Annotated in this window: 19 protein-coding genes; all 19 read left to right on the plus strand. The window is 61.2% G+C overall.

What is annotated here, in order from left to right; all coding sequences use genetic code 11:
• The 19 genes from BN1143_RS22420 (at position 1) to BN1143_RS13270 (ending at position 25,906) form a co-directional block, all read left to right on the plus strand.
• Entirely contained in the window at positions 1 to 357 is a 357-nt protein-coding gene (locus BN1143_RS22420; RefSeq protein ID WP_156141305.1) for a hypothetical protein, read from the plus strand.
• Positions 358 to 788: 431 nt separating this feature from the next.
• Positions 789 to 2,171, plus strand: a complete 1,383-nt coding sequence (locus BN1143_RS13185) for a tetratricopeptide repeat protein (protein WP_042050938.1) — start codon at positions 789 to 791, stop codon at positions 2,169 to 2,171.
• A 691-nt stretch (positions 2,172 to 2,862) separates the two neighbouring features.
• Positions 2,863 to 3,366: a type VI secretion system contractile sheath small subunit gene (gene tssB, locus BN1143_RS13190; RefSeq protein ID WP_005299975.1), complete on the plus strand. Its 504-nt coding sequence runs from the start codon at positions 2,863 to 2,865 to the stop codon at positions 3,364 to 3,366.
• A gap of 38 nt (positions 3,367 to 3,404) precedes the next feature.
• Entirely contained in the window at positions 3,405 to 4,883 is a 1,479-nt protein-coding gene (gene tssC, locus BN1143_RS13195; RefSeq protein ID WP_005299978.1) for a type VI secretion system contractile sheath large subunit, read from the plus strand.
• A 6-nt stretch (positions 4,884 to 4,889) separates the two neighbouring features.
• On the plus strand, positions 4,890 to 5,321 hold the full coding sequence (gene tssE / locus BN1143_RS13200; RefSeq protein ID WP_005299981.1) for a type VI secretion system baseplate subunit TssE: 432 nt from the start codon (positions 4,890 to 4,892) through the stop codon (positions 5,319 to 5,321).
• A 3-nt stretch (positions 5,322 to 5,324) separates the two neighbouring features.
• On the plus strand, positions 5,325 to 7,091 hold the full coding sequence (gene tssF, locus BN1143_RS13205) for a type VI secretion system baseplate subunit TssF (protein ID WP_017787287.1): 1,767 nt from the start codon (positions 5,325 to 5,327) through the stop codon (positions 7,089 to 7,091).
• Positions 7,055 to 8,053 carry a type VI secretion system baseplate subunit TssG gene (gene tssG, locus BN1143_RS13210; RefSeq protein WP_017785421.1) on the plus strand — a complete coding sequence of 333 codons (999 nt, stop codon included), beginning with the start codon at positions 7,055 to 7,057 and terminating at the stop codon, positions 8,051 to 8,053. The genes tssF and tssG overlap by 37 nt, the downstream gene beginning before the upstream one ends.
• A gap of 56 nt (positions 8,054 to 8,109) precedes the next feature.
• Positions 8,110 to 9,390, plus strand: a complete 1,281-nt coding sequence (tagH, locus tag BN1143_RS13215) for a type VI secretion system-associated FHA domain protein TagH (protein WP_042050940.1) — start codon at positions 8,110 to 8,112, stop codon at positions 9,388 to 9,390.
• The gene (gene tssJ / locus BN1143_RS13220) at positions 9,390 to 9,905 is read left to right on the plus strand and encodes a type VI secretion system lipoprotein TssJ (RefSeq protein ID WP_042050941.1); all 516 of its coding nucleotides are present in this window, start codon (positions 9,390 to 9,392) and stop codon (positions 9,903 to 9,905) included. Before tagH ends, tssJ begins: the two co-directional genes overlap by 1 nt.
• 2 nt (positions 9,906 to 9,907) lie before the next feature.
• Positions 9,908 to 11,242: a type VI secretion system baseplate subunit TssK gene (gene tssK / locus BN1143_RS13225; protein ID WP_017764290.1), complete on the plus strand. Its 1,335-nt coding sequence runs from the start codon at positions 9,908 to 9,910 to the stop codon at positions 11,240 to 11,242.
• Positions 11,243 to 11,264: 22 nt separating this feature from the next.
• Positions 11,265 to 12,044, plus strand: coding sequence for a type IVB secretion system protein IcmH/DotU (gene icmH, locus BN1143_RS13230; RefSeq protein ID WP_017764291.1), 780 nt, complete (start codon positions 11,265 to 11,267; stop codon positions 12,042 to 12,044).
• A gap of 20 nt (positions 12,045 to 12,064) precedes the next feature.
• Positions 12,065 to 14,707, plus strand: coding sequence for a type VI secretion system ATPase TssH (gene tssH, locus BN1143_RS13235; protein ID WP_042050942.1), 2,643 nt, complete (start codon positions 12,065 to 12,067; stop codon positions 14,705 to 14,707).
• Positions 14,708 to 14,709: 2 nt separating this feature from the next.
• Positions 14,710 to 16,248 carry a sigma-54-dependent transcriptional regulator VasH gene (vasH, locus tag BN1143_RS13240; RefSeq protein WP_042050944.1) on the plus strand — a complete coding sequence of 513 codons (1,539 nt, stop codon included), beginning with the start codon at positions 14,710 to 14,712 and terminating at the stop codon, positions 16,246 to 16,248.
• Positions 16,248 to 16,853, plus strand: a complete 606-nt coding sequence (vasI, locus tag BN1143_RS13245) for a type VI secretion system-associated protein VasI (RefSeq protein ID WP_042050945.1) — start codon at positions 16,248 to 16,250, stop codon at positions 16,851 to 16,853. Before vasH ends, vasI begins: the two co-directional genes overlap by 1 nt.
• An 8-nt stretch (positions 16,854 to 16,861) precedes the next feature.
• Positions 16,862 to 18,301 (plus strand): type VI secretion system protein TssA, encoded by a 1,440-nt coding sequence (gene tssA / locus BN1143_RS13250; protein WP_042050993.1) that lies wholly within the window; start codon positions 16,862 to 16,864, stop codon positions 18,299 to 18,301.
• A gap of 41 nt (positions 18,302 to 18,342) precedes the next feature.
• Positions 18,343 to 21,828 carry a type VI secretion system membrane subunit TssM gene (gene tssM, locus BN1143_RS13255; protein ID WP_042050946.1) on the plus strand — a complete coding sequence of 1,162 codons (3,486 nt, stop codon included), beginning with the start codon at positions 18,343 to 18,345 and terminating at the stop codon, positions 21,826 to 21,828.
• A 46-nt stretch (positions 21,829 to 21,874) separates the two neighbouring features.
• Positions 21,875 to 23,305: a VasL domain-containing protein gene (locus BN1143_RS13260; RefSeq protein WP_005300006.1), complete on the plus strand. Its 1,431-nt coding sequence runs from the start codon at positions 21,875 to 21,877 to the stop codon at positions 23,303 to 23,305.
• Positions 23,306 to 23,562: 257 nt separating this feature from the next.
• Positions 23,563 to 23,850: a type VI secretion system PAAR protein gene (locus BN1143_RS13265; RefSeq protein ID WP_005300007.1), complete on the plus strand. Its 288-nt coding sequence runs from the start codon at positions 23,563 to 23,565 to the stop codon at positions 23,848 to 23,850.
• A gap of 10 nt (positions 23,851 to 23,860) precedes the next feature.
• The gene (locus BN1143_RS13270; protein WP_042050947.1) at positions 23,861 to 25,906 is read left to right on the plus strand and encodes a type VI secretion system Vgr family protein; all 2,046 of its coding nucleotides are present in this window, start codon (positions 23,861 to 23,863) and stop codon (positions 25,904 to 25,906) included.
• Positions 25,907 to 25,910 lie beyond the last annotated feature (4 nt).

The following is a 25,910-nucleotide window of genomic DNA, read 5'->3' on the forward strand; positions in this document are numbered from 1 at the left end:
ATGAGGGTTGATTTAAATGACAATGATATTTCTTGGGTTTATGATGGTAAAGAAATAAAAGTGATAGGTGATTATGTTGACGCTGCTTATGATAAGAAGTTAGATGGTGTGACGGCTTTAAATGCCTCTGGCATTAGTTTTTTTGATAAGGAAGGGGATTTACTTTTCATTACCCGTTTTTCATTTAAAGAACCTGGTAGTTGCATATATTGCTTAGCAAGCCAATCTGCTTCTGTAGAAAAAACAGTGAGAGTTGTTCTTGCACATGAACCGCCATTTAAAGGTGAGCGTTTTTGGCAACATGATATTAATCTTGAAAGTGGAACTATTTCAGAGCCACTTGCAAAATGGCGATGAATGAAAGAGTAGCTCCCCTCCGGAGATACATAATGCAAGGATGAGGTGATAGTCTGTGACCAAATTGAAATTGTAGTAAGCCTGTTGGTTTTTTTTGTTGTCAAAATGGTTCTTTGTTGTGGAGTTACATTGTGGATAGGATCCTGTAATAAAACAAGAAAGGATGCCTAGAGGGATTTTAATCATTTTCTGTTAGTATGCATTAATTTAATTAACTATAGATGACCAGAGTGTTCTGGCTCAACTCTTGATTAAGCTGCAGAACATGTATTTATGTGGATTTCTATTCTAGGGTGTTCTGTGGTTCGACATGTTAAGTTACCACGGTAAAATGGTGCGAAAGCATCATTGGTATTAAATTCCCTCATGATTTTTAGTTTAATAAATCATTTTAATTGGTAAAGCCCATCCGAAAAGGTAATGAAGGTGATATGGTCTGTAAATTTAAAATATCAATTGGTATCCTTTTATTTTCGTGGATAGTCACTGGCTGTTCAGTGAATACATTGCCTGTAACTGAACAGCAGTTATTGCTGGCTTCCCAGCAGGGCCAGGGCAAGGCGCAATATGAGCTAGCCAAGCGTCTGGTGACCAAGCCTGATTATCCCGAGGCGATGCGCTGGATGAAGCAGGCCGCCGATCAAGTCGGTCCGCTGGCGGCGGATGTTGATATTCGGGGCAAGGCCGCATTACAGGTGGGAAGCTGGTATCAGGCGGGGTTGGGAGAACCTAAAAATCCTGTACTGGCCAAGCAGTGGTGGCAGCGCTCCGCCAAGTTGGGCAATGCGGAAGCCAGTTATCAACTGGGTCAGGACTGCCGTCAACGGCACAAGGGCAAGCTGGCCAGTGAGTGCCTTGACTGGTTCGAACAGGCGGCCAAGCGCGATCATGCGAGTGCCCAGTTGATACTTGGACAATGGTATGCAGGTCAGGCGGGGGCTGATGAAGATGCCGTCAAATGGCTGGAGAAAGCCGCCGAACAAGGGAATCGGGATGCCCAATTCCAGCTTGGCACTCGCTATGAACAAGGGAAAGGGGTGGGCAAGCGCCCCGATGTTGCCCTGCGCTGGTATGAGAAAGCAGCCGCTCAGCAACAGCCGGATGCCTTGTTGGTGCTGGCGCGCAAGGCGCCATCTGAAGAGGCATTCGTTCTCTATCAGCGAGCTGCCAATGCGGGGGCTGTATCGGCACAGTTGTGGTTGGGACAAGCCTATCTGGTCGGTGATCTGGTTGCTCAGGATCTTGAGCTTGGCCGCTATTGGCTGGAGCTGGCCGCGGGCAGTGGTTCCCACGAGGCAGAATATCAATTGAGCCTGCAACAGAGCGATAGTGTCGCGCGAGAACATTGGTTGACACGTGCCGCAGAAGGGGGATTCAGCGAAGCTCAGCTGGCATTGGCTCAATGGCAGCAAGAGCAAGGTGACCTAGTGACCGCTCGCCACTATTTTGCTTTGGCAGCAGTACAGGGCAACGTCGATGCTCACTATGCTTATGGCGAGATGCTACGGCTGGGATTGGGCGGCAAGGAAGACTACCCGCAGGCCCTTAAAGAGTATCGACTGGCCGCCAATGCCCAGCACCGATCAGCTCAATACCGCATGGGTATGATGCGAGAGCAGGGGTTGGGAGCTCCACGCAATAGACTGCATGCCTATGCATGGTATCTGCTTGCTGCCACGGATGGAAACAGTGAGGCTTCTGAAGCACGTGACGAGCTTGAAAAAGGTATGACTGAAAAAGAGAAGAGCGCAGGGCAAAAACTGGCTCAGCATTGGTTTGTAGCGCTTGCCAAAGGGAAGAAATTGAACAGTTAGTTTGTTTCTTGTCAACAATGATGAGATTTACAATCTACCTGAACGGTCGATGATCCAGAGTGCTTGATATAAGCCGCCTTATCCTGGTGATATCGTCGTGCATATTATGTTCTCCAGTCCCTTCATTGTTTTGCATGATGAAGGGATTTTTCGTTCTTGAGCGGTAATTTTTTGTTACATATCCATGTCTGGTTACGACAATCTTTGTCGCATTAGAACGTGGTGAAATGTATGAATCACTAACGCTCAAAGTGAATGACTCTGGAATATGTTTTTCTGAGAGCGTGGAGGATATGGGGTGTATTTTAAAATATCACGCAAAGGCATTGTGATTTTGCGTTAACTTGTTGTTTTTGCTTCGCTTTTTTCTTCTCGCTCTTCTTCGTTGATAAATAATCAATTGACTATCTGTGCTACACGCATATACCATGCGGCGCAAATGGCTCTAGGGCCAATATGACCTCTAACAAAGAGTAGAGGCAAAATCGGATTGTATAGATAACAAGATGCATACTGCGTTTTTGATTATTAGAGCTTTTGCTTTTGTATATCGGAGACGCATCGTCAGCTGATGAACTACTCACTTAATCCGTCAGTGAGTTCAGTCAACTGTCATTTTTGACAGTTGTTGGTATGTGCATTGGCTATAAGCTTTAGGGTCTTTGTTGACCTTTAACTTGGTATTTAGAGCATGGGAAAAGGAATTGACGGCGGCACTGTTGCGCCCAAAGAACGTATCAACATCAAATATGTACCGGCAACCGGTGGTCAGCAGGCGGAAATAGAGCTTCCGTTGACCATGATGGTGGTCGGCAATATGAAGGGTCGTACCGAAGACACTCCGATCGAGGAGCGTCAGACCGTCTCCATCGACAAGAATAACTTCTCGTCTGTCATGAAAGAATCCGCGCTGGAACTGAAGTTTTCCGTTCCCAATCGTCTGGAAGAGAATAGCCAGGATGAGCTGCCGGTTTCGATCAAGATCCAGTCTCTGGAAGACTTCACCCCCGACAGCGTGGCACAGCAAGTGCCCGAGCTGCGCAAGCTGTTGGAACTGCGCGAGGCCTTGGTTGCCCTGAAGGGACCACTGGGTAATATCCCTGCCTTCCGCAATCGTTTGCAGGATCTGCTGTCCAGTGATGATGCTCGTGAGCAACTGCTCAAGGAGCTGGATTTGATTAAGCCTGCCGAGTGATCGCCGGGTTGGATTGACTGAACGAGAAAGGAACAAACATGTCTTTGGTCGAAGAACAGGTTCAAGCGGGGGCGAGTGCAGCCTCCTCGTCCTTGCTGGACGAAATCATGGCGCAGGCTCGTATCACCCCGGTGGACGAGGGTTACAGCGTTGCCAAGCAGGGGGTTGCAGCCCTGATCGCCAACATCCTGGACAGCGGTACTACCAGTGAGCCGGTTAACAAGGCGCTGGTCGACAGCATGATTGTCGAGCTCGACAAGAAGCTGAGCAAGCAGATGGACGTCATCCTGCATGCCAAGGAGCTGCAGGAGATGGAGTCCTCCTGGCGCTCCCTCAAGCTTTTGGTGGATCGCACCGATTTTCGCGAGAACATCAAAATCCAGGTGCTGCATGCCACCAAGGAAGAGCTGCTGGAAGATTTTGAGTTCTCACCCGAAATCACCCAGTCCGGTCTCTACAAGCATGTCTACTCGACTGGCTACGGTCAGTTCGGTGGTCAGCCCGTCGGCGCCGTGATCGGTGACTACGCTTTTACCCACAGCTCCCCCGACATCAAGCTGATGCAGTATGTCAGCGCGGTGGGTGCCATGGCCCATGCGCCGTTCATCTCTTCCGTCGCACCCGCTTTCTTCGGTGTCGACAGCTTTACCGATCTGCCTTCCATCAAGGATCTGAAATCGGTTTTCGAAGGCCCGGCCTACACCAAGTGGCGTTCCCTGCGTGAATCGGAAGATGCCCGTTATCTGGGGCTGACCGCACCGCGCTTCCTGGCGCGTCTGCCCTACGACCCGACCGAGAACCCCATCAAGGGCTTCAACTATCAGGAAGATATCAGCTCGGATCACGACCACTATCTGTGGGGCAACACCGCCTATCTGATGGGCACCTCCCTGACCGACAGTTTCGCCAAGTATCGCTGGTGTCCGAACATCATAGGCCCGCAGAGTGGTGGTGCCATCCACGATCTGCCGGTACACGTCTATGAAGCCATGGGCCAGCTGCAGGCGAAGATCCCGACCGAGGTGCTCATCACCGATCGTCGTGAATACGAGCTGTCGGAAGAGGGCTTCATCACCCTGACCATGCGTAAAGACAGCGACAACGCCGCCTTCTTCTCCGCCAACTCGGTGCAAAAACCCAAGGTGTTCCCGAACACCAAGGAAGGGAAAGAAGCGGAAACCAACTACAAGCTGGGAACCCAGCTGCCCTACATGTTCATCATCAACCGCCTGGCGCACTACATCAAAGTGCTGCAGCGCGAGCAGATCGGCTCCTGGAAGGAGCGTCAGGATCTGGAACGCGAGCTGAATGGCTGGATCAAGCAGTACGTTGCCGATCAGGAGAACCCGCCGGCAGACGTACGTAGCCGCCGTCCGCTGCGCGCTGCCCAGATCAAGGTGTTGGATGTGGAAGGGGAGCCGGGCTGGTACCAGGTTGCCATGGCCGTGCGCCCGCACTTCAAGTACATGGGGGCGAGCTTCGAGCTCTCTCTGGTAGGTCGACTGGACAAGGAATAAGGCCCGATGCCGCATCTCTCTTCCTGGGATAGAGGAAATGCGGCCAGCCTGTTTGATCGCATCCGGGGGGAGGGGCTTGGCTCCTCCCCTCGTTCGGAAGTTGATGAACTGGTCGACTCTGTCAAACGGCAGCTCGACCAGATCCTCAACACCCGTCCCGGCAATTGTCGCAGCGCACCTGACCTCGGGGTCATTGATCTCAATGACGCCACTCAGGGCAGTGCGGATATCAAAGGACGGATCCGGGAAGCGATCCGGCAATGCATCCGCCGTTATGAACCGCGGATCATCCATGTGGATGTTCGTTCACCGGACTATCAGGCGAGCCCGCTTGAGATGTCGTTTCAGGTGACGGCCCACGTGCGGCTGGAGCATATCGAGCAAGTTACCTCGTTCAACGTCCATATGGACAGTCACCGTCACTACCGCATGGTCTGATCAATGTCGCTGGAACATTACTTCAGGGATGAACTGGCATTTTTGCGCCTGCAAGGGCGTGAATTTGCCGACGCCTATCCCGAACTCACCCGCTTTCTGTCGGAGCAGAACACCGATCCGGACGTGGAGCGCCTGCTGGAGGGATTCGCCTTCCTCACGGGCAACCTGCGCGCCAAGATTGAGGATGAGTTTCCCGAGCTGACCCACGGTCTGCTCAACATGCTCTGGCCCAACTACCTGCGTCCCGTGCCCAGCATGACCATCATGCAGTTTTCGGTCATTCCTGGGGCCATCGCCCAGCCGGCGCTGGTCAGGCAAGGCTGCCAGCTCGACAGCCTGCCCCTGGACGAAGTGACCTGCCATTTCCAGACCTGTCACGATACCTGGGTCTATCCGGCCGATATCCGTCATATTGCCGCCCAGAGTGGCAACGATCTCTCCACCATCTCGCTGGATATCGCCCTGCATGCCCCTCTGCCGCTTTGCGAGTTGCAGCTGGACAAGCTGCGCTTCTTCCTCGGTGGCGACAGTTACACCGCCTATGAGCTCTACTTCTGGCTCTCCAACCAGCTATCCCATATCGAGCTTGAGATCGACGGCAAGCGCTTTCGTCAGGAGGCCAAGGCCCTCAAACCGGTCGGCTTCGAGCGCGGCGATGCGCTCTTGCCCTATCCGAACAACGTCTATTCCGGCTACCGGATCCTGCAGGAGTATTTCTGCTTCCCGGAAAGCTTCCTCTTCTTCGAACTCGCCGGTGGCGACTGGCCCAAACAGCCGTTGCCGGTGAGCGAATTCAAGGTGCACTTCTGCTTCGACCGGCCGCTGCCGGCGGAGCTCAAGATCCGTCCCGACTCCTTCATGCTCAACTGCGTGCCGGCCATCAACCTGTTCCAGCACGACAGCGAGCCGGTCAACCTCAATGGTCGCCAGGCGGAGTACCCCCTCAAGGCGAGCTATCGCCATGCCGACAGCTTCGAGATCTTCTCGGTGGACCAGGTGGAAGGCTGGGTCGAGGGGAATCTTGGCCGCTCCCGCGGCACGCCGCGCATCTATCAGCCGTTCGAGAGCTTCCAGCACCAGATTGAGCGGGCCAAGCAGCGGCTGGCGCTCTACTACCGGGTACGGGTCAAGGAGGCGGTGAGCGGGGATGGTTTCGAGCACAGCCTCTCGTTCGTGCGCGGGGATGAAACCACCACGGTCGAACTGGATGAATCTATCTCGGTGACGCTCACCTGCACCAACCGCTCCCGCGCCGCTCGCCTCAAGGTGGGCAGCGTCTGCGTGCCGACCGGCAGCTCACCCTCGTTTGCCACCTTCCGCAACCTGATCCGGCCGACCCGGCCGCTGCGCCCGGCGCTGGACGGCAGTCTGCACTGGACGCTGATATCCAACCTGTCGCTCAACTATGTCTCCTTGCTGCGCCGCGATGCCCTGGTGCAGGTGTTGCGCACCTACGATTTTCCGGCGCTGCACGACAAGCAGGCGGAACAGGCTTCGCGCAAGCGGCTGGCGGGGATCGAGGAGATCGAAACCAAGCCGGTGGACCGGCTGGTGCGCGGCATGCCGGTGCGGGGGCTCAAGTCGGTGCTCTCCATCCGCCAGTCCGCCTTTGGCAGCGAAGGGGAGCTCTATCTGTTCAGCACCGTGCTGGCCCACTTCTTCTCGCTGTACGCCAGCGTCAACGCTTTCCACCTGCTTGAGGTGGTCAATCTCGACAACAAGGAGCGCTATCAGTGGCCAGTCCAGATCGGTCAGCACTCCCTGATGTGACGTCCGGCAAGGACGCGCCCCGCTTCAACTTCTTCCAGCTGGTTGAGCTGCTCAACCGACTGGATGGTGCTGATCAGGAGCGGGGGCTCGACTACCTGCCCGGTGACGAGAACATCCGCTTCAAGGCGACTGCGTCCCTGGGGTTCCCTACCAGCGACGTGCTGCAGATTGGCCGGGACGGACAGGGCCGCCACGAGCTGGAGGTGGCCTTTCTCGGCCTGCACGGCAGCCAGTCGCCGATGCCCGGCTATTACCTCGATTCGCTGGCGTGGGAGTACGCCCAGGGGGAGCAGAAGCTCGGCCTGTTCCTGGATTTCTTCCATCACCGCCTGCTGACCCTGCTGCACCGGATCTGGCGCAAGTATCGCTACCACGTCCGGTTTCAGGACAACGGTGAGGATGGTTTCTCCCGCCTGATGTTTGCCCTGGTGGGGCTTGGCAACGAGGCGGTCTGCCAGAGCCTGCCGGTCAATCGGGCCAAGATGCTCTCCTATGCGGGCATGCTGGCGAGCCCCAGCCGTTCCCCCGAGGTGGTGGCCGGTCTGGTGGCCCACTGTTTCGATCTGGCGGACGTGGAGGTGAGCGCCTGGCAGTGGCGCAAGGTGCCTATTCATCAGGATCAGCAAAACCGCCTCGGCGGTGCCTGCGCCACCCTGGGGGATGACTTTGTCATCGGCGACAAGGTGAACGACTGTGCTGGCAAGTTCTTGTTGAAGATCAACAACCTGAGTTTTGGCCAGTTTCTCGGCTTTCTGCCGAACGGGGAGCACTTCCACGCCCTGGTGACCTTCGTCTCCTTCATCCTGCGCGATCAGCTGGCCTGGGATCTACGGCTTGGTTTCGGCCAGGAGCAGGCGAAGGGACTGAGACTCGGTGAAGAGCAGAGTGCCCGCCTGGGGTGGAGTACCTTTCTCGGCCAACCGCCGAGCGATCCGTTTGTGACCATTTGTGTGCAGGAATAAGTGCAGAAATAAGCTGCGCAGAACATTTAAGTACAGAGATCAGTGCAGGAGTAACCGTGGACGATTTTAACCAGCAACTTTCCCTGGTGGTGCTCAACAGCGAACAGCTCGACGGCAGCCAGCAGGTGCAGTACCGCTTCGACGAGATGGGGGGGACCCTGGGCGCCTCCGAGCAGGATGACTGGCAGCTGCGGGACAGGTTGGGGGCCGTGCTGCCCGCCCACGCCCGCATCGAGCTCAACGACGGTCGCTTCTGCCTGTGCGATCTGAGCGGCCAGACCTACATCAATGGCGCCACCTCACCCATCGGGCGGGCCCGCAAGGTGCATCTGGAACAGGGGGACGAGCTCATCGTCGGCCCGTTCCGGCTGCGTACCTACCTGGGGGCCATCACCCCGGAGCAGAGCCTGCAGCAGGTGCTGGGCAATCGTGCCACCGAGCAGCTCGACGAGTGGCTGACCGGTGATGAGCCCGCCGCCCGGGCCGATGATCCGCGCACCTTGGCGGCCGATCCCCTGCTGGCACTGCAACAGGAGCGCCGGACCCCCAATTCGTTGATGGATGGCTTGCCAACAGCTGGCGTGCCGACGGATGGCCCGCTGGCGGATAGTCGCCTGCAGGCTTCACCGCGTTCACAGCCGGATGTGGACGTTCCCCCCCTTGCCCCCTTTTCTGCTGTCGAGAACACCATGAACCAAGAATTTCTGGATATGCCCAGCATCGAGAACCACCCCGATTATCAGCTGTCGCTGGACGGCGTCGATCACGTGGCCCTGACCCCGCTGATGCGTGGCCTGGGTCAGCCCTTGCAACTGCAGGACACTCAGCAGGCCCACGACATGCTCGAAGAGATGGGCAAGACGGTGCGGGCCATGGTGGAGGGGTTGCTGCAGTTGCAAACCGAACAGGCGGCGCTTGCAGACAAGCATCTGCGCCCCATCGAGGACAACCCGCTGCGCCTGGGTCTTGACTATGACGAGACCCTGGCGGTGCTGTTTGCCGAGCAGAAGAGCCCGGTCCACCTGAGCGCGCCGGCGGCGGTGACCGAGAGCCTGCACAACGTGCGTATTCACCACGTGGCGAACCAGCAGGCCATCGGCGCGGCGCTGGACAGTATTCTGCAAGCCTTCTCGCCCGAGGCGCTGATCGGCCGGTTCGAACAATACCGCCGCAGCGGCGCGCCGGGCATGACCGATGAAGGCTGGGCCTGGAACATGTACCAGCACTACTACCGCGAGCTCACCTCCGCCCGCCAGCAGGGGTTCGACAAGCTGTTCCACCAGGTGTATGCCCAGGCCTATGACCAGGCCGTGCGTCAGCAACAGGGACTGATTTGATGATACGTGCGCTGATGCTGGGCGCCGCGCTGCTGGCCCTGGCTGGCTGTACCACCATGGGCAAGATGGCCGATGTCGCCATGAACCCGGATATCCAGGTGGGCAGCAATAACAGTCAACCCTCCACCCTGGGGCTGAGCCTGCTGGCGGAGCCAGATGTCAACCCCAACGAGAGCGGGGAGGCGGCGCCCATCGAGTTTCAGGTGGTGCTGCTGGCCGAGGATTCCAAGCTGCTCGCCACCGACTACGACCAGGTGACGGCAGATGTCGAGAAGGCCCTTGGCAAGAACTACCTGGATCATCAGGACTACACCCTGCTGCCGGGCCAGTTCAAATACCTGCCCCCCGTCAAGCTCGACGAGAAGACCCGTTACATCGGCGTGATCGCACGCTACGCCGACCCGGACAGTGCCGAGTGGCGCAAGGTCATCAAGATCAAGAGCAAGGGCGCGGCTTATCAAATCCTGGTGCACCTGCGCCTGGATGAAGTGGAACTGCAAAAAGAAGAAGAATAACCATGTCGAGTCGAAATCGGGTTATCTGGCGTGAGGGGCTGTTCATCAAGCCCCAGCACTTCCAGCAACAACAAAGGCATTCGGATTACGCACTGCACGCTCGCCTGAGCGCGCTGTCCGACTATTTCTACGGCTTGCAGTCGCTCGCCATCAACGAGGATTACCTGGGCTTTGGTCGCATCGCCCTGGTGGGGGCAACCGGCATCCTGCCGGACGGAACCGTGTTCAACATCCCCAACGACGACATGCTGCCGACCCCGCTGGAGATCACCGACGCCTCGGTGGCCAACCAGAAGGTCTATCTGGCGCTGCCGCTCTCGGTGAGTGGCGTCAACGAGGTGGGGCAGGGCGGCCAGGTGGCCACCCGGCTGCAGGCTCATCGCCACGACGTGCGCGACCTGCACAGCGAAGGGGGGGATGTGGTCTCCCTCGAAGTGGGGCGGGTCAGCTTGCGGCTGATGCTGGAGCGTGAAGATCGCAGCGCCTACGCGTCGCTCGCCATCGCCCGCATCCTGGACAAGCGTCCGGACGGCGGTCTGGTGCTAGATCCCAACTTCATGCCCTGCAGCATCAGCGTCTCCGCCATCCCGACCCTCAAACGCTTCCTCGGCGAGTCGGCCGGTCTCGTGGCCGAGCGGGCCCGCAGCCTCTCCCAGCGCATCGCGGCGCCCGGTCAGCAAGGGGTGGCCGACGTGGCCGAGTTCATGATGTTGCAGCTCCTGAACAGGGCTCAGCCCCAGCTCTCCCATCTGGCGCGCCTTGGCACCCTGCACCCGGAGCGGCTGCATGAGTCGCTGGTGCAGCTCTGCGGCGAGCTGATGACTTTCACTGACGAATCCCGCCTGCCGCCCGAATTCCCGGCCTATCGTCATGACGATCAGCAGGTGAGCTTCGAACCGGTGATGCTGGCTCTGCGTCAGGCGCTCAGTACCGTGCTGTCGCCGCGCGCCGTCTCCATCCAGCTGCGCAAGCACCAGTACGGCATCATGGTGGCCATGGTGAACGAGAGCGAGCTGATGAAAAGCGCCGACTTCGTGCTGGCGGTGCGCGCACGCATGCCGCAGGAGCAGTTGCGCAAGCAGCTGCTGCAGCAGACCAAGGTGGCCTCCAGCGACAAGATCCGCGAGCTCATCAGCCTGCAACTGCCCGGCATTCCGTTGCTGCCGCTGCCGGTGGCGCCGCGCCAGCTGCCCTATCACGCCGGTTACAGCTACTTCCAGCTCGACCGGCAGAGCCCGGCCTGGCAGATGCTGGCGGTCAGCAACACCCTTGCCTTCCACATTGCCGGCGACTTCCCCGAGCTTGACATGCAGCTCTGGGCCATTCGCAGCCAGTGATCGTACCAAGGAATAAGCAGAGATGACCACGGACATTATCAAGAACGAGCAACTCAGCGACCTGCTGTTTGATCACGCCGAGCAGCTGGACATGGATTCGGATTACTGGTTCCGCCTGCGCGGCCAGAGCATCAACCCGATGATCGATGCGGTGACCCCCTTGCTGGGGCTGGTGCAGCGGGTGCGCCTGCTGTCGCGCTATGACCAGGTGCCCGAGCTCTACCAGCGGGTGGTGACCGAGATCCAGGCCATCGAACAGGAGCTGATGGCCCAGGGTTACGAGAACGGGGTGGTGCTGTCGTTTCGCTACATCCTCTGCACCTTCATCGACGAGGCCGTGATGGGGCGCGACTGGGGCAGCCAGAGCGAATGGTCCCAGCACTCCCTGCTGGCCCGCTTCCACAACGAGACCTGGGGCGGCGAGAAGGTGTTCGTGCTGCTGGCCCGTCTGCAGGAAGACCCGGTGCGCTACCGCGACATCTTGGAGTTCATCTACCTGTGCCTCTGCCTCGGCTTCGAGGGGCGCTACAAGGTGATGAGCCAGGGGCGGGAAGAGTTCGAACGCATCGTGCGCCAGCTGCACAAGCAATTGGCCCCCGAGGCAGGTGGTGAGGCGCCCAGCGTGTTTCACCTCGATCTGGGGCAGCAGGCCTCCCGCTATCAGCTGCGCAAGCAGGTTTCCCTGCGCAGCCTGTTCATGGGCGGGGCGCTGATCCTGGCGCTGATCTTCGGCCTCTATCATCACCAACTCAATAACCAGACCCAGGACGTACTGCGTCAACTGGGCGAATTATTAAAATAAAATACTAAGGAGAGCACGCCTTGATTCGTATAGAGCTACCGGTACTGGTGGAAAGACTCAACCCCATCTGCCGTCACATGCTGGAGGAGGCCGCGGCCCTCTGTGTCAATCACCAGGGGGCCGAGATCCGCATCGAGCACCTGCTGCTCAAGATGCTGGAAACCCCGCTGAGCGACGTGCGCCAGATCCTGAAGGTGGCCGAGGTCGACGTTGAAGAGCTGAAGGCCCTGCTGCAACCCTCGCCGGCTGACAATGGTTATGGCCAGGGTTACCCCTCCTTCTCGCCCATGCTGGTGGAGTGGCTGCAAGACAGCTGGCTGCTCGCCTCCGCCGAGCTGCAACACGCCCAGCTGCGCAGTGGTGTCATGCTGCTGGTGCTGTTGATGACCCCGCAGCGCTATCTGCCGGGCTCGGTGACCCGCCTGCTCGCCAAGGTCAATCGCGAGCTGCTGCGCCAGCAGTTTGACGAGTGGGTCAAGGAGTCCGCCGAGACGCAAGTGACCACTACCCCCGGCGGCAAGACGGCCCAGGCCGCCCTGCCGGCCGATGCCAGCCTGCTGGCCCGCTTTACCGTCAATGTGACCGAACAGGCCCGCCAGGGCAGCCTGGATCCTGTGCTCTGCCGGGATCACGAAATCGACCTGATGATCGACATCCTCTCCCGTCGTCGCAAGAACAACCCCATAGTCGTGGGGGAGGCCGGTGTCGGCAAGAGCGCCCTCATCGAGGGGCTGGCCCTGCGCATGGTGGCGGGTCAGGTGCCCGAGAAGCTGCGCGGGGTCGAGCTGATGACGCTGGATCTCGGTGCCATGCAGGCCGGCGCCTCGGTCAAGGGGGAGTTCGAGAAGCGCTTCAAGGGGGTGATGCAGGAGGTCAAGGACGCCGTGCAACCTGTCATCCTCTTCATCGACGAGGCGCACACCCTGATTGGGGCCGGCAACCAGGCGGGTGGGCTGGATGTCTCCAACCTCATCAAGCCGGCGCTGGCCCGGGGCGAGCTGCGCACCATCGCCGCCACCACCTGGGGCGAGTACAAGAAATACGTGGAAAAAGACGCGGCCCTGTCGCGCCGCTTCCAGCTGGTGAAGGTCGGTGAGCCCGATGCAGACGAGGCCACCGTGATCCTGCGCGGCCTGCGCAGCATCTACGAGAAGGCCCATGGGGTGCTGATCGACGAGGAGGCGCTGCAGGCCGCCGCCCAGCTCTCCGCCCGCTATATCTCCGGCCGTCAGCTGCCAGACAAGGCGATCGACGTGCTCGATACCGCCTGTGCCCGGGTGGCCATCAACCTCACCACGCCGCCGCGCGCGGTCAGCCACCTGCAAAACGCGCTGCGCCAGCGCGAGCTGGAGATCCGCCAGCTGGAGCGCCAGAGCCTGATAGGTCTCGGTGACAACGCAGAGCGCCTGGCCGAACTGCAGGGGGCCCAGCAGGCTTGCCGTGAAGAGCTGGCCGAGCAGGAGGCCCGCTGGCAGCAACAGCAGGGGCTGGTGCACCAGATTGTCGAGCTGCGCGCAGCCCTGCTGGCCGATCAGCAGGATGAGATGCTGGCCAGAGAGGCGCTGGATCTCGCCGATGCGCCGCTCGATCCGCAAGCCGCTGCCGAGCAGCTGGCCACCCTCGAGCGCGAGCTGACCGAGCTGCAGCAGGGGCAAGTGCTGGTCTCCGCCCACGTCGACAAGACCCAGATTGCAGCCGTCATCGCCGAGTGGACCGGGGTGCCCCTCAATCGTATCTCGCAAGGGGAGCTGGACGTGGTGACCCGTCTGCCGGAGTACCTCGGCGAGCTTATCAAGGGACAGGATGTGGCGGTGGCCCACCTGCACAAGCATCTGCTGACCGCCCGCGCCGATCTGCGCCGTCCCGGCCGCCCGCTCGGTGCCTTCCTGCTGGTGGGACCGAGCGGGGTCGGCAAGACCGAAACTGTGCTGCAGATTGCCGAGCTGATGTTCGGTGGTCGCCAGTACCTGACCACCATCAACATGTCCGAGTATCAGGAGAAGCACACCGTCTCCCGCCTGATCGGCTCGCCGCCCGGCTACGTCGGTTTCGGCGAAGGGGGCGTGCTGACCGAGGCCATTCGGCAGAAACCTTATTCCGTGGTGCTGCTGGACGAGGTGGAGAAGGCCCACCCGGACGTGCTCAACCTCTTCTATCAGGCGTTTGACAAGGGTGAACTGGCGGATGGGGAAGGGCGCATCATCGACTGCAAGAACGTGGTCTTCTTCCTCACCTCCAACCTCGGTTTCCAGACCATAGTCGATCATGCCGAGCAGCCCGACGTGCTGCTGGACGCCCTCTATCCGGAGCTCGCCGCCTTCTTCAAACCGGCGCTGCTGGCGCGCATGGAGGTGATCCCCTATCTGCCGCTCGGTCACGATACCCTGGTGCAGATCGTGGGCGGCAAGCTCAACCGGCTGGTCAAGCTGCTCAAGGAGCGCTTCGGCGCCGAGGTGGTGCTGGACGACGAGGTGGCCGAGGAGATCCTGCTGCGGGCCAATCGCAGCGAGAACGGTGCCCGCATGCTCGAATCCGTCATCGATGGTGCCCTGCTGCCACCGGTCTCCCTGCAGCTGCTGCAGCGCCTCTCGGCCGGTGAACCTATCAAGCGCGTCCACTTTTCCGTGGCCGATCACCAGTTTGTGGCCGAGGTGGGGGCTTGAGTATGGAGCAAGCCCTCGCATTTGCCCTGGCCCTCACCGCCCAGCGCGATGAGCCGCACCTGTGCCACTGGTGGAGCTCGACCGTCCATGCTAGCTTCCAGCCCAGGGGGCTGCTGCTCGGCATGCTGGATGTGAGCGGCCGTCAGCTGGAGTGCCAAGGCTGGGTCAGGGGGAAAGAAGTGGCGCTGGGGCTGGCGGTGGACGATTTTTCCCACCCCCTTGCCTATGTGCTGCACAAGGCCCAATCCCGCACCTGGGACTCCCTCTATGGCGGTGCCCGCATCGAGCACGCCGGTTTTCGCGCACTGCTGGCCGACCTTGGCCAGCAGTGCGGCCTGCACGCCTATCCGCTGCTGGATGGCAACGGCAAGCCGTTTGCCGTGCTGGCCCTGATGGATGAAGGGGAGGTGCTGCGAGCCTGGGCCGACGGCCCCGAGCTGGCCCAGCTCTCCCAGGTCTTTTGCAACCAGCTCACCCTCATTCGCGATCTCGGTCGCAGCCGGCGGGATCAGGGGGTACTGCGTGACTCCCTGCGCCAGATGAAGGGAGAGGGGGAGCGGCTGCGTCAGCACGAGAAGCTGCTCGGCGATCAGCTGGTCGGCCAGTCGGCGGTGATCCGCGGGCTGCGCGAGCAGGTAAACCAGGCTGGCCAGCACAAGCTGACCGTGCTGATCCAGGGTGAGACTGGCAGCGGCAAGGAGGTGGTGGCACGGCTGGTGCACCAGTGCTCCGATCGCGCCAACAAGCCGTTTGTCGCCATCAACTGCGCCGCCATCCCGGAGAACCTCATCGAGAGCGAGCTGTTCGGTTACCAGAAGGGGGCCTTCTCCGGCGCCCTTGCCAACAAGACCGGGCTGGTGGCCCAGGCCAACGGTGGTACCCTGTTTCTGGACGAGGTGGGCGACATGCCCGCCGCCATGCAGGCCAAGCTGCTGCGGGTGCTGGAAACCCGCAGTTACCGGCCGCTCGGAGCCGAGCAGGAGTATCACTCCGATTTTCGCCTCATCGCCGCGACCCATCAGCCGCTCACCCGTCATGTGGAGGAGGGGCGGTTTCGGGCCGACCTCTACCACCGTCTCTGTCAGTGCCTGCTGCTGATCGCCCCCCTGCGCGAGCATATCGAGGATGTGCCGCTGCTCTGCCAGCACTTCATGGCCCAGTTTGCCGCCCAGGATGGCAAGACGCTCGCCGGCTTGCAGCGCAAGTTCTTGAAACAGCTGCAGACCTATGACTTCCCCGGCAACGTGCGCGAGCTGCGCAACCTGCTGGAGGTGGCCTGTGCCCATACCCGCTCCGGGGAGGAGGTGGGGCTTGAGGCGTTGCCGCCAGAGCTGCGCGAGCGGGTCTGCGTCGAGTTGCCCGGCTACATGGACGACTACAACCACATCCGCGATCTGCGCCGGGCCATGCAGCAGTACGAGGCCTCCGTCATCGAGGCGCGCCTGCGCCACTTCCACGGCAACCGGATGCTGGTGGCCGAGAGTCTCAACATTCCCAAGCGCACCCTGGATCACAAGTGCCAGAAACTGGAGGTGAACTGATGAGCGTCATCGCCCTATTGCCTCTGCTGCTGGCCACCAGTGCGGCCGAAATCCCGCTGGACATGGCGCGCTGGCAGGCCTGCCGGCAGGAGCCCTCGCCGCTGGTGCGACTCGCCTGCTACGACGCCATCGGCAATGGCGCGGCCAGTGCCACCGAAGGGGATTCCCCAAAATCGGCGGCCTGGCATGCCATCTGGGCTCAGGAGCTGGCCCGCACGCCAGCGAGCGCCCCCTTCCTCCTGCAAAGCGATGAGGCGCGTGGCAGTGAAACCCTGACCCGTCCGGCGCTGCGCGGGGCGACGCTCTCCATCGGCTGCGTCGACAGCATCACCCATATCCGGCTGCGGCTGGATCAGCCCTGGAGTGGCGAGAAGGTGCAGGTCGAGCTGGATGGTCAGCCGAGTGCCGGCTCCCAGAGCTGGTTTATTCGGGATCAGGGTCTGTTGCTGGAATATGGCCGCGGTCTGCCCGCCATCGAGGAGCTCAAACGCTGGCTGGGCCATCGCGAGCTGCAGGTGCGGGCCGACAACGGTGCCCTCTTGCGGGTCGATTTGAGCGGCCTGAAAGAGGCGCTGGCACCGCTGCGTCAGCAGTGCCGCTGGTAGGGGGGAAGATGAGCTATCAACACCCCTGGTGTGCACGCCTGCTCACCAGCCTGCCGGATGAACAGATCAGAGGCGCCGTGTTGGCCGACGAGCCGCGCTGGGACTATGTGGAGACCGAGCTGGTCAAGCTGGGCTCCCTCGCTCACAGCCAGGTCGATCTCAATGCGGTGGCCGAGGCCTGCCTCGGCTTGCTGGAGAGCCGCACCAAGGACATGCGGGTGCTGGCCCAGCTGCTGCGCTGCCTGCAGCATCCGGCCAAGGCGACCCCGCTGGGGGCGGCGATCAGCCTGCTGGAGGCCTGGATCCAGGCTTACTGGCTGCTGGCCTGGCCCGGCAATGCCAGCCAGAAACAGCGGTTGATGGTGCAGATCGTCAAGCGCTTCGAAGGGGCCCTGCCGCGCATTTGCGAGAGCGCTTCGGCGGCCGAGCTGGCCCAGTTGCTGGCCCAGGCCGAGCAACTGGAGCGGGTCTGGCTGGCGCAGTGTCCCGACAAGGGAGAGCTGCTCGACCCGTTGGTGATGGGGTTGAAACGGGCCCAGCGCCAGCAGGTGGCACAGGCGCAGGCTGATGCCGCCGGGCAGCCCCAGAGCAGCGGCGCGGCGGCAGCGAGTAACCCGACAGCGGCTGGGCCGAGTGCCAGCGGCGCCATGGTACTCAGCGGCGGTGGCGGCAGTGCCGGCGTCGATGTCGACAGTTCCAACGATCGCGCCTGGCGCCAGACTCAGCTCAAGGTGGCGGAGATCCTGATCGAGCGCCAGCCGGAGGCGGCAGTGGGCTATCGGCTGCGCCGTCATGCCGTCTGGGCCGGGATCACGGCGGTTCCCATGAGCGGGGCGGGCAATAAAACCCCGCTGGCGCCCATGTCGGCGGACATGGTGGATGAGTACCGCGCCGCCATGAACGCCCCTGATCAGGGGCTCTGGCAGCGCATCGAGCAGAGCCTGACCCTGGCGCCTTACTGGTTCGAGGGGCACAGGCTCTCGGCCGAGGTGGCCCAGAAACTCGGCTTTGGAGCGGTGGCCCAAGCGATCGCCGAGGAGCTCGGGACTTTTCTGCAGCGCCTGCCGGCCCTGCGGGAGCTCGCCTTCAGCGACGGCTCGCCGTTTCTCCCCCCCGAGTGCAGCCGCTGGCTGCAACCGGCCAAGGGCGGCAGTGCCGGCAGTGGCGAAACAGGGCTGGCCGAGGAGGTCGCACAGCGCCATGGCGAGCAGGGGGTCGCGGCGGCGCTCGCCCTGCTCGATGAGCGGATTGCGCAGTTGAAAGAGCCAAGAGATCGTTTCCACGCCTTGCTGGTGCAGGCGGAGCTGTTGGCGCAGGAAGGCATGGAGGCGCTTGCGCGCCAGCACTATCAACACTTGTGGCAAGAGGCCAGTCGCCTCGGGTTGTCGCACTGGGAGCCCGGGCTGGTCAACCGCCTGGAGAGCCTGGCGGCGCCGTTGTCGAAATGAGTGCCGAAATGAGTCATTGAGTCGGAGTTGGATCACATTTTATGTTCAAAACCATTTTTACTTTTCTGCGGCAACAGCTGCCGAAATTGAAACCCTCCTGGCCCCTGCTCGGTGCTGTGCTCTGGGTGCTCGCCCTCATCCTGGTGTGGTGGCTGGGCCCTCGTCTCGAGGTACGCGGTGCCAAGCCGTTCGAGCCGCTGTGGGGGCGGGTGGTGTTCACCCTGCTCTGGCTCTGGCTGCTGCTGGGGGGGGTCTCCTGGCGGGTGTGGCGCAAGATGCAGCAACTCAAGGCCGAGCGTCAGCACGAACAGGTGCTGGAGCAGGATCCTGTCAAGGGGCTCATCGACAGGCAGGCGCTGTTCCTCGATCGCTGGCTGCAGGCGCTGAATACCCATCTGGGCAAGGGGGCGCTCTACGCCATGCCCTGGTATCTGGTGCTGGGGCTGCCCGGCAGCGGCAAGAGCAGCCTCATTCACCGCGCCAACCCGGCCAACAAGCTCAACCCGAGACTCGACACCGAGCTGCGCGACGTGGCGCAGGATCAGCTGGTGGATTGCTGGCTGGGGGAGCAGGCGGTGATGCTGGATCCGGCCGGGGTACTGCTCTCCCAGAGCGAAGCCGAACTGGATCCGCAGGCGCGCAAACATGAGCGACTCTGGCTGCACCTGCTTGGCTGGCTCAATGAACACCGTCGTCGCCAGCCCCTCAACGGCCTGGTGCTGACCGTGGATCTGGCCTGGCTCTCCCACGCCAGCGTGGCCGAGCGCAAGGCCTATGCCCAGCTGATGCGCTCGCGCCTGCAGGAGGTGTCGGCCACCATGAATACCCGGTTGCCGCTCTATGTCACCTTCACCAAGCTCGATCTGCTGCGCGGCTTTGACGTGATCTACCAGCAGCTAGACAAGGAGGCCCGCGAGGCCGTGCTGGGGGTGACCTTCAAGCCGGGCGCCGACTGGCAGCAGGATCTGGCCCTGTTCTGGGATCAGTGGGTGGACAACCTCAACCAGAATCTGCCCGAGCTGATGCTGAGCCGGCTCGATGCCGCCCAGCGCAACGCGCTGTTCTCGTTCGTGCGCCAGCTGGCGGGACTCAAGGATTACGTGACCAGCCTGCTGGCCGAGACCCTGGCCATCGAGGAGAGCAAGCCACTGTTGGTGCGCGGGGTCTATGTCAGCTCCGTCTATCAGCAAGGGGTGCCGTTCGATGCGTTTGCCCAGGCGGCCTCCCGTCGCTACAACCTGCCAGAGCCCATCCACTCGGCCCTGCGCGGGGAGTCCAACACCTATTTCGTGCGCCAGCTGTTCTCCTCCATCATCTTCCCGGAGGCCCATCTGGCCGGCGAGAACCGGCTGCACACCCTCTATCGCCGTCGCCGCATGGCCATCGGCCTCAGCTGCCTGTCGCTCTTCTCGGCCGCCCTCATCGGTGGCTGGCACTACTTCTACCGGGTCAACGAGGAGGCGGGCCGCAACGTACTGACCAAGGCCCAGGCTTTTATGGAGACCAACGAGGTGGCTGATGCCCACGCCTTCGGGGTGAGCCAGCTGCCGCGCCTCAACCTCATTCGCGAGGCGACCCTCTCCTTTGGCAACTACCGCGAGCGGATGCCGCTGGTGGCCGACCTCGGCCTCTACCAGGGGGACGAAATTGGTCCCTATGTGGAGGGTTCCTACCTGCAACTGCTGAGCCTGCGCTTCCTGCCGGCCCAGATGCAGGGGTTGCTTGAGGATCTCAACCAGGCACCTGCGGGAAGCGAGGAGAAGCTTGCCATCCTGCGGGTGATGCGGATGCTGGACGATGCGTCCGGTCGCAACAAGGAGCTGGTGGCGCAGTACATGGCGAGCCGTTGGCAGAAGGCCTTCCCGGGGCAGGGGGCGGTGCAGGAGCAGCTGATGGGGCACCTGGACTATGCCCTCGATCACACCAACTGGTATGGTGCCAGAGCCGAGCGGGATCAGGCCGCCATCACCGCCTTCGTGCCCTTCAAGGAGCCGGTTTACGGTGCCCAGCGCGAGCTCGGCAAGTTGCCCATGTATCAGCGGGTCTACCAGAACCTGGTGGTGAAGGCGGACGAGGTGTTGCCGCCGGATCTCAACGTGCGTGACGAGGTGGGCCCCACCTTTGACACCGTGTTTGCCCTGCGCAGCGACAACGCCGGCCAGGTGCCCCGGCTGCTGACCTGGCCCGGTTTCAACGACTTCTTCCTGAAACAAGACAAGGCCCTCATCGATCTCACCGCGATGGATGCCTGGGTGCTGGGCCAGCGCAAGCTGAGCCAGTTGAGCGAGGCGGATCGCAAGGAGATCACTCGTCAGGTCAACGACCGTTACGTCACCGATTACGTCAACCAGTGGCAAAAACTGCTGACCAATCTGGATGTGCAAACCCTGGAGAGCCCTGAGCAGGCGCTGGACGTGCTTGCCGCCATCACCGGCAACGATCAGCCGTTCCAGCGGGTGCTGGCCTCGCTGGATGACAACACCCGCATTCGCAAGATCTCCGACGTGGAAGGGGACCCGGCTCAGGCCATCAGCGCCCGCATCGGTCGTCCCTTTATGGCCACTAATGGAGTATTGGCTGGACGTGGTGAGCAGGGGCCGCTCATTCAGGAGGTGAACCAGAAGCTGGTGGAGCTGCAGCACTACCTGGAGCTCATCGTCAACGCCACCGAGCCGGGTCAGTCCGCCTTGAAAGCGGTGCAGCTGCGCATGACCAACAAGTACGCCGATCCGGTGTTCGCCCTGCAGCAATATGCCCGCAGCCTGCCGGCCCCGCTCGATCGCTGGGTGGGTCAGCTCTCCGAGCAGAGCTCGCGGCTGGTGATCGATCTTGCCATGTCTTCCCTCAATCAGGAGTGGCAGGACAAGGTGCTGGCGCCCTTCAACAGCCAGCTGGCCGGCCGTTATCCGTTTGATCCGAGCTCGAACAAGGATGTGCCCCTCTCCGAGATGGAGCGCTTCTTTGCGCCGGGCGGGACGCTGGACAGCTTCTATCAGGTCAACCTCAAACCCATGGTGGAGAGCGGCCTGATGGAAGGGGAGTTCAGCTCGCCCATCCAGGCCGAGCTGGTCAAGCAGCTGGACCGTGCTGCCCGCATCCGTCAGATCTTCTTCAGCCAGCAGGGCAACCTGGAGGTGCAGTTCGCCCTCGAGCCCATCGAGCTCACCGCCAACAAGCGGCGCAGCGTGCTGAACCTGGATGGCCAGTTGCTGGAATATGCCCATGGCCGCCGTACCAAGATCCCGCTGGTGTGGCCCAACACCATGCGCGACGGGGCCGAGAGCAAGATAACCCTGGTGCCGGCCGCCCGCGAGCGTTCACCGCGCAGCGAAGGCTTCGTCGGCCCCTGGGCCATGTTCCGCCTGATGGACAAGGGGGAGCTGACCCAGGTCAATGACGCCACCTTCGATGTGCGCTTCCCGGTGGATCAGGGGGCCATGACCTATCGCGTCTACACCGACAGCGCGCAAAACCCCTTCACCGGCGGTCTGTTCAGCCAGTTCAGACTGCCCGAATCCCTCTATTGATCGCGTCGGGGGCACGCTGTGCCCCCTTCCTGTGTTGGAAGTTCATATGTCACAGAATCAACAAGGTCAGCAGGCCCTGAAAGTGGGGCGCGACCCCAGGATGTTGCCGGAGTACGAGGCGCTGCGGGCCGAGATCAACAAGCTCAGCCACGCTTCGCGCCCCGAGGTGGACTGGCAGCGGATCCATCAGCTCGCCAGCCTTATCTTCGAAAAACACGGGGTGGATCTGCAGACCGCCATCTATTTCACCCTGGCCCGTTCGCGCCTGCAGGGGCTGAGCGGTTTTACCGAAGGGTGCGAGTTTCTCGCCAACCTCATCGTCACCCAGTGGGAGAGCTTCTGGCCGCCGGTGCATCAGGAGCGGGCCCGCATCGAGATGCTCGACTGGTTCATCGCCCGCATCAGCGACGTCATTCGCCAGTACCAGATCAGTCACGAGGACAAGCGGCTGATCTATCGCTGCGAGCGGGCGCTGCAGCTCATCAGCGAGAAGCTGCACAACGCGGATCTGAGCCGCATTCCCCGGGTCGAGAATCTGGTGCACTTCATCGAGGGGTATACCCATCTGTTCGATGAGACCGAGATCGTCATCGTCTCCGACGAGCCGGGCCTCAAGGAGGATCTGCAGATCCCGCCCATGGTGTTCTTCAAGTCAGACATGGAAAGTGATCACGGCGGCACGGTCTCGGCATCGACCCCGCACCTGCCCCAGGGCAGCATTCTGGTGGGGCGCGAGAAGGGGCAGGTCAAGCCCACCGTACTCAAGATAGAGCAGCACCGTCGGCAGCGTCCCGCCTGGTTCTGGTTTGGCTGCGGCCTGCTCAGCTGCGCCCTGCCGGTGATGGGGTGGCTGGGCTGGCAGCAACATCAGCAGGAGAAAACCGTGGCGGCCCAGCGCCTGGTACAGCCGGCCGCCGAGCTGCCCCGAGCCCTCAGCTATGACGACATTCGTCAGGCGCGTATCGTGCTGGGGGAGCAGACCCTGCAGAACATGGAGAGCGATCTGGTGGCCCGCTACCAGAACCAGTTGACCCGGCTCGAGCAGACGTCGCCGCTCTACTGGTATCGCTACGGCGAGGGACTGCGCAACTCGTTACAGATGCTCTATCCCGACTCGCTGGCGGTCAAGGCGCTGGACAAACAGTGGCAGACGCAGCTTGGCAGCCAGCAGGGGGATGTCATCAGCGTGCCCACCTATCTGGATGCCCGCGCCGGGGTGGATGCGCTGCTTGATCAGCTGCTGGAGCTGGAGCGCCAGCGCAAGACGGTGACTATCTCCTACCTCAAATCCCAGCTCTACGAAGTGCAGAAGAACCTGATGCAAAACATCCCGTTCAGTCTGCGCCTGGATGAACTGGAGGCGAGAAAAGCCTCCCAGGAGCCCATCACGGCAGCCGAGCTCAAGAGCCTGGAAAATGATCTGAAAGCGCTCAACATCCGCCTCTATCAGCTGCAACAGGGCGCTTCTGGTAGCTGAAAATGCTGATCTGAGCAAAGAGTTGCGCAAGGCGTGGTGAATTTGACTGGCAAGGCAAGGTTTGCCGGAAAACTTGCCCTGTCTTGCGCAATGGATTGCAGCAGATTTGTCAGATTCAACGAGATTGAATCGTAATTGACTGATTTTTAATGTGATTGTGGGTGACTTTGCCATGGCATGGAGGCTGCTGGGTCGCCGCTTCAACTGTCTCTGCACCAGGCTGCGCTTGCACCATGGTTGCCCCACGGAGAATCCAGATGTGTCCTTCTATTGCATTGCTCGGTGACATCGGCACCGACCACGAGGGTTTCCACCCATCCCCCGTGATTGCCGCCAGTCCCGATGTGTTCCTCGATGGCAAACCGGTGGCCCGCCAGGGTGATCCGCTGGCCCCCCACGACAAACCCAACAATCCTCCCCATCCGCGCAGTATCTCGGGCGGGGTCGGCTCTGTGCTGGTCAACGGCAAGCCCATCGCCGTGACCGGCACCGCCGTCGGTTGCGGCGGTGTGGTGATTGGCTCGGGCAGCGGACAGGCAGGTTAAGGAGCGCTTCATGGCAGACATCACAGGATTACAATTTACCGTCAAGGTGGGGGCCTTGCCCGAGAGCACCTTCGTGGTGGCCGAGTTTGCGCTGGATGAAGCGCTCAACCGGCCATTCAACCTGCGCCTTGAGCTGGCAAGTGCCCAGCCCGACATCGACTTTGGCGCCGTGCTGGATCAGCCCTGCGAGCTCTTGGTGTGGTACAGCGGCGAGCTGCAGCGCCGGGTCTGTGGGGTGGTGAGTGACATGGCGCAGGGTGACAGCGGCTTTCGTCGTACCCGCTATCAGCTCATGGTGCAGCCGGCGCTGTGGCGGCTGTCACTTCGCCAGAACTCCCGCATCTTCCAGGCGCAGAAGCCCGATGAAATTCTCAGCATTCTTCTGCAAGAGCACGGCATCACCGACTACGCCTTTGCGCTCAAGAATGAGCATGCCAAGCGGGAGTACTGCGTCCAGTACCGGGAAACCGACCTCGATTTCGTGAACCGCCTCGCCGCCGAAGAGGGGATGTTCTATTTCCACGAGTTTGAAGCGGGCAAGCACCGCATCGTGTTTGCCGATGACGCGGCGGCATTGACTCAAGGCCCCGAACTCTTCTTCAACCTCGGCAACCGCTCGCTGGAGCAGGGGCCCTATGTGCGCCAGTTCCACTACCGGGAGGCTGTGCGCCCCTCGGATGTGGAGCTCAAGGACTACAGCTTCAAGACCCCGGCCTATGGTCTCCCCCATAAAAAGCAGGGCGCAGAACTCGAGCACCAGCGCGATACCTATCAGCACTTCGACTACCCGGGTCGCTACAAGCAGGATGGCAGCGGCAAGGCCTTTGCCCAGCACAGGCTCGATGCGCTGCGCAACGATGCGGTGGCGGGCCAGGCTAAGTCCAACTGCGCCGCCTTGCTGCCGGGGCAGATGTTTTCCCTCACCGAACACCCCAACGGCAGCCTCAACACCGACTGGCAAGTGGTGCACATCCAGCACACCGGCTTGCAGCCACAGGCGCTGGAAGAGGAGGGGGGCAGCGGCCCCACCGTCTATCACAACGAATTCGGCGTGGTGAAAGCCAGCTCCACCTGGCGGGCCCGCATCGGCAGCCCGGAAGCCCCTCACAAGCCCATGGTGGATGGCCCGCAAATCGCCATGGTGGTGGGTCCCGAAGGGGAGGAGATTTACTGCGACGAACATGGCCGGGTGAAGCTGCAGTTCCCGTGGGACCGCTATGGTTCGAGCAACGACCAGAGTTCCTGCTGGGTGCGAGTCTCGCAAGGCTGGGCCGGCGGTCAATACGGCATGATGGCCATCCCACGCATCGGCCACGAGGTCATCGTGAGTTTCCTAGAAGGGGACCCGGACCAGCCCATCGTGACGGGTCGAACTTACCACGCCACCAACCGCCCGCCTTACGAGTTACCGGCCAACAAGACCCGCACCGTGCTGCGCACCGAGACCCACCAGGGGGAGGGTTTCAACGAACTGCGCTTTGAAGACCAGGCGGGGCAGGAAGAGATTTATATCCACGGTCAGAAAGACCTGAACGTGCTCATCGAAAACGATGCGGCTTGGCACATCAAGCACGACGAGCATCGGGACATCGACAACGAGCGGGTGACCCGCATCAAGGGCAACGACCACCTGACGGTGGAGGGTGAGAAGCGCGACCAGATAAAAGCTGACTACTCGCTGACGGTGGATGCCAGTCTGCATCAGAAGCTGGGGCTGTCACTGCTGGTTGAAGCCGGGCAGGAAGTGCATATCAAGGTGGGCGACAAGCTGGTGCTGGAGGCGGGTTCTGAAATAACCCTCAAGGGAGGTGGCAGCTTTGTGAAAGTGGACCCGAGCGGCATCAAGCTGGTCGGCCCCGCCATCAAACTCAATGCCGGCGGCAGCGCAGGTTCAGGCTCTGGCTGGGGGGGGAAGGCTCCCGTGGTGCCCAAGGGAGTAGAAGTGGTCAAGGCTCCCGAACTGGTCGAGCTGGTCAAGGCCATCCCTACCGAGAAGGCGATGGAGGCGCTCTTGAAAGAAGAGAAGCCCGGTGCGTTTTACCTCTTTTCTGAATAAGGAA

The organism is Aeromonas dhakensis (assembly GCF_000820305.1).
Lineage (GTDB): Bacteria > Pseudomonadota > Gammaproteobacteria > Enterobacterales > Aeromonadaceae > Aeromonas > Aeromonas dhakensis.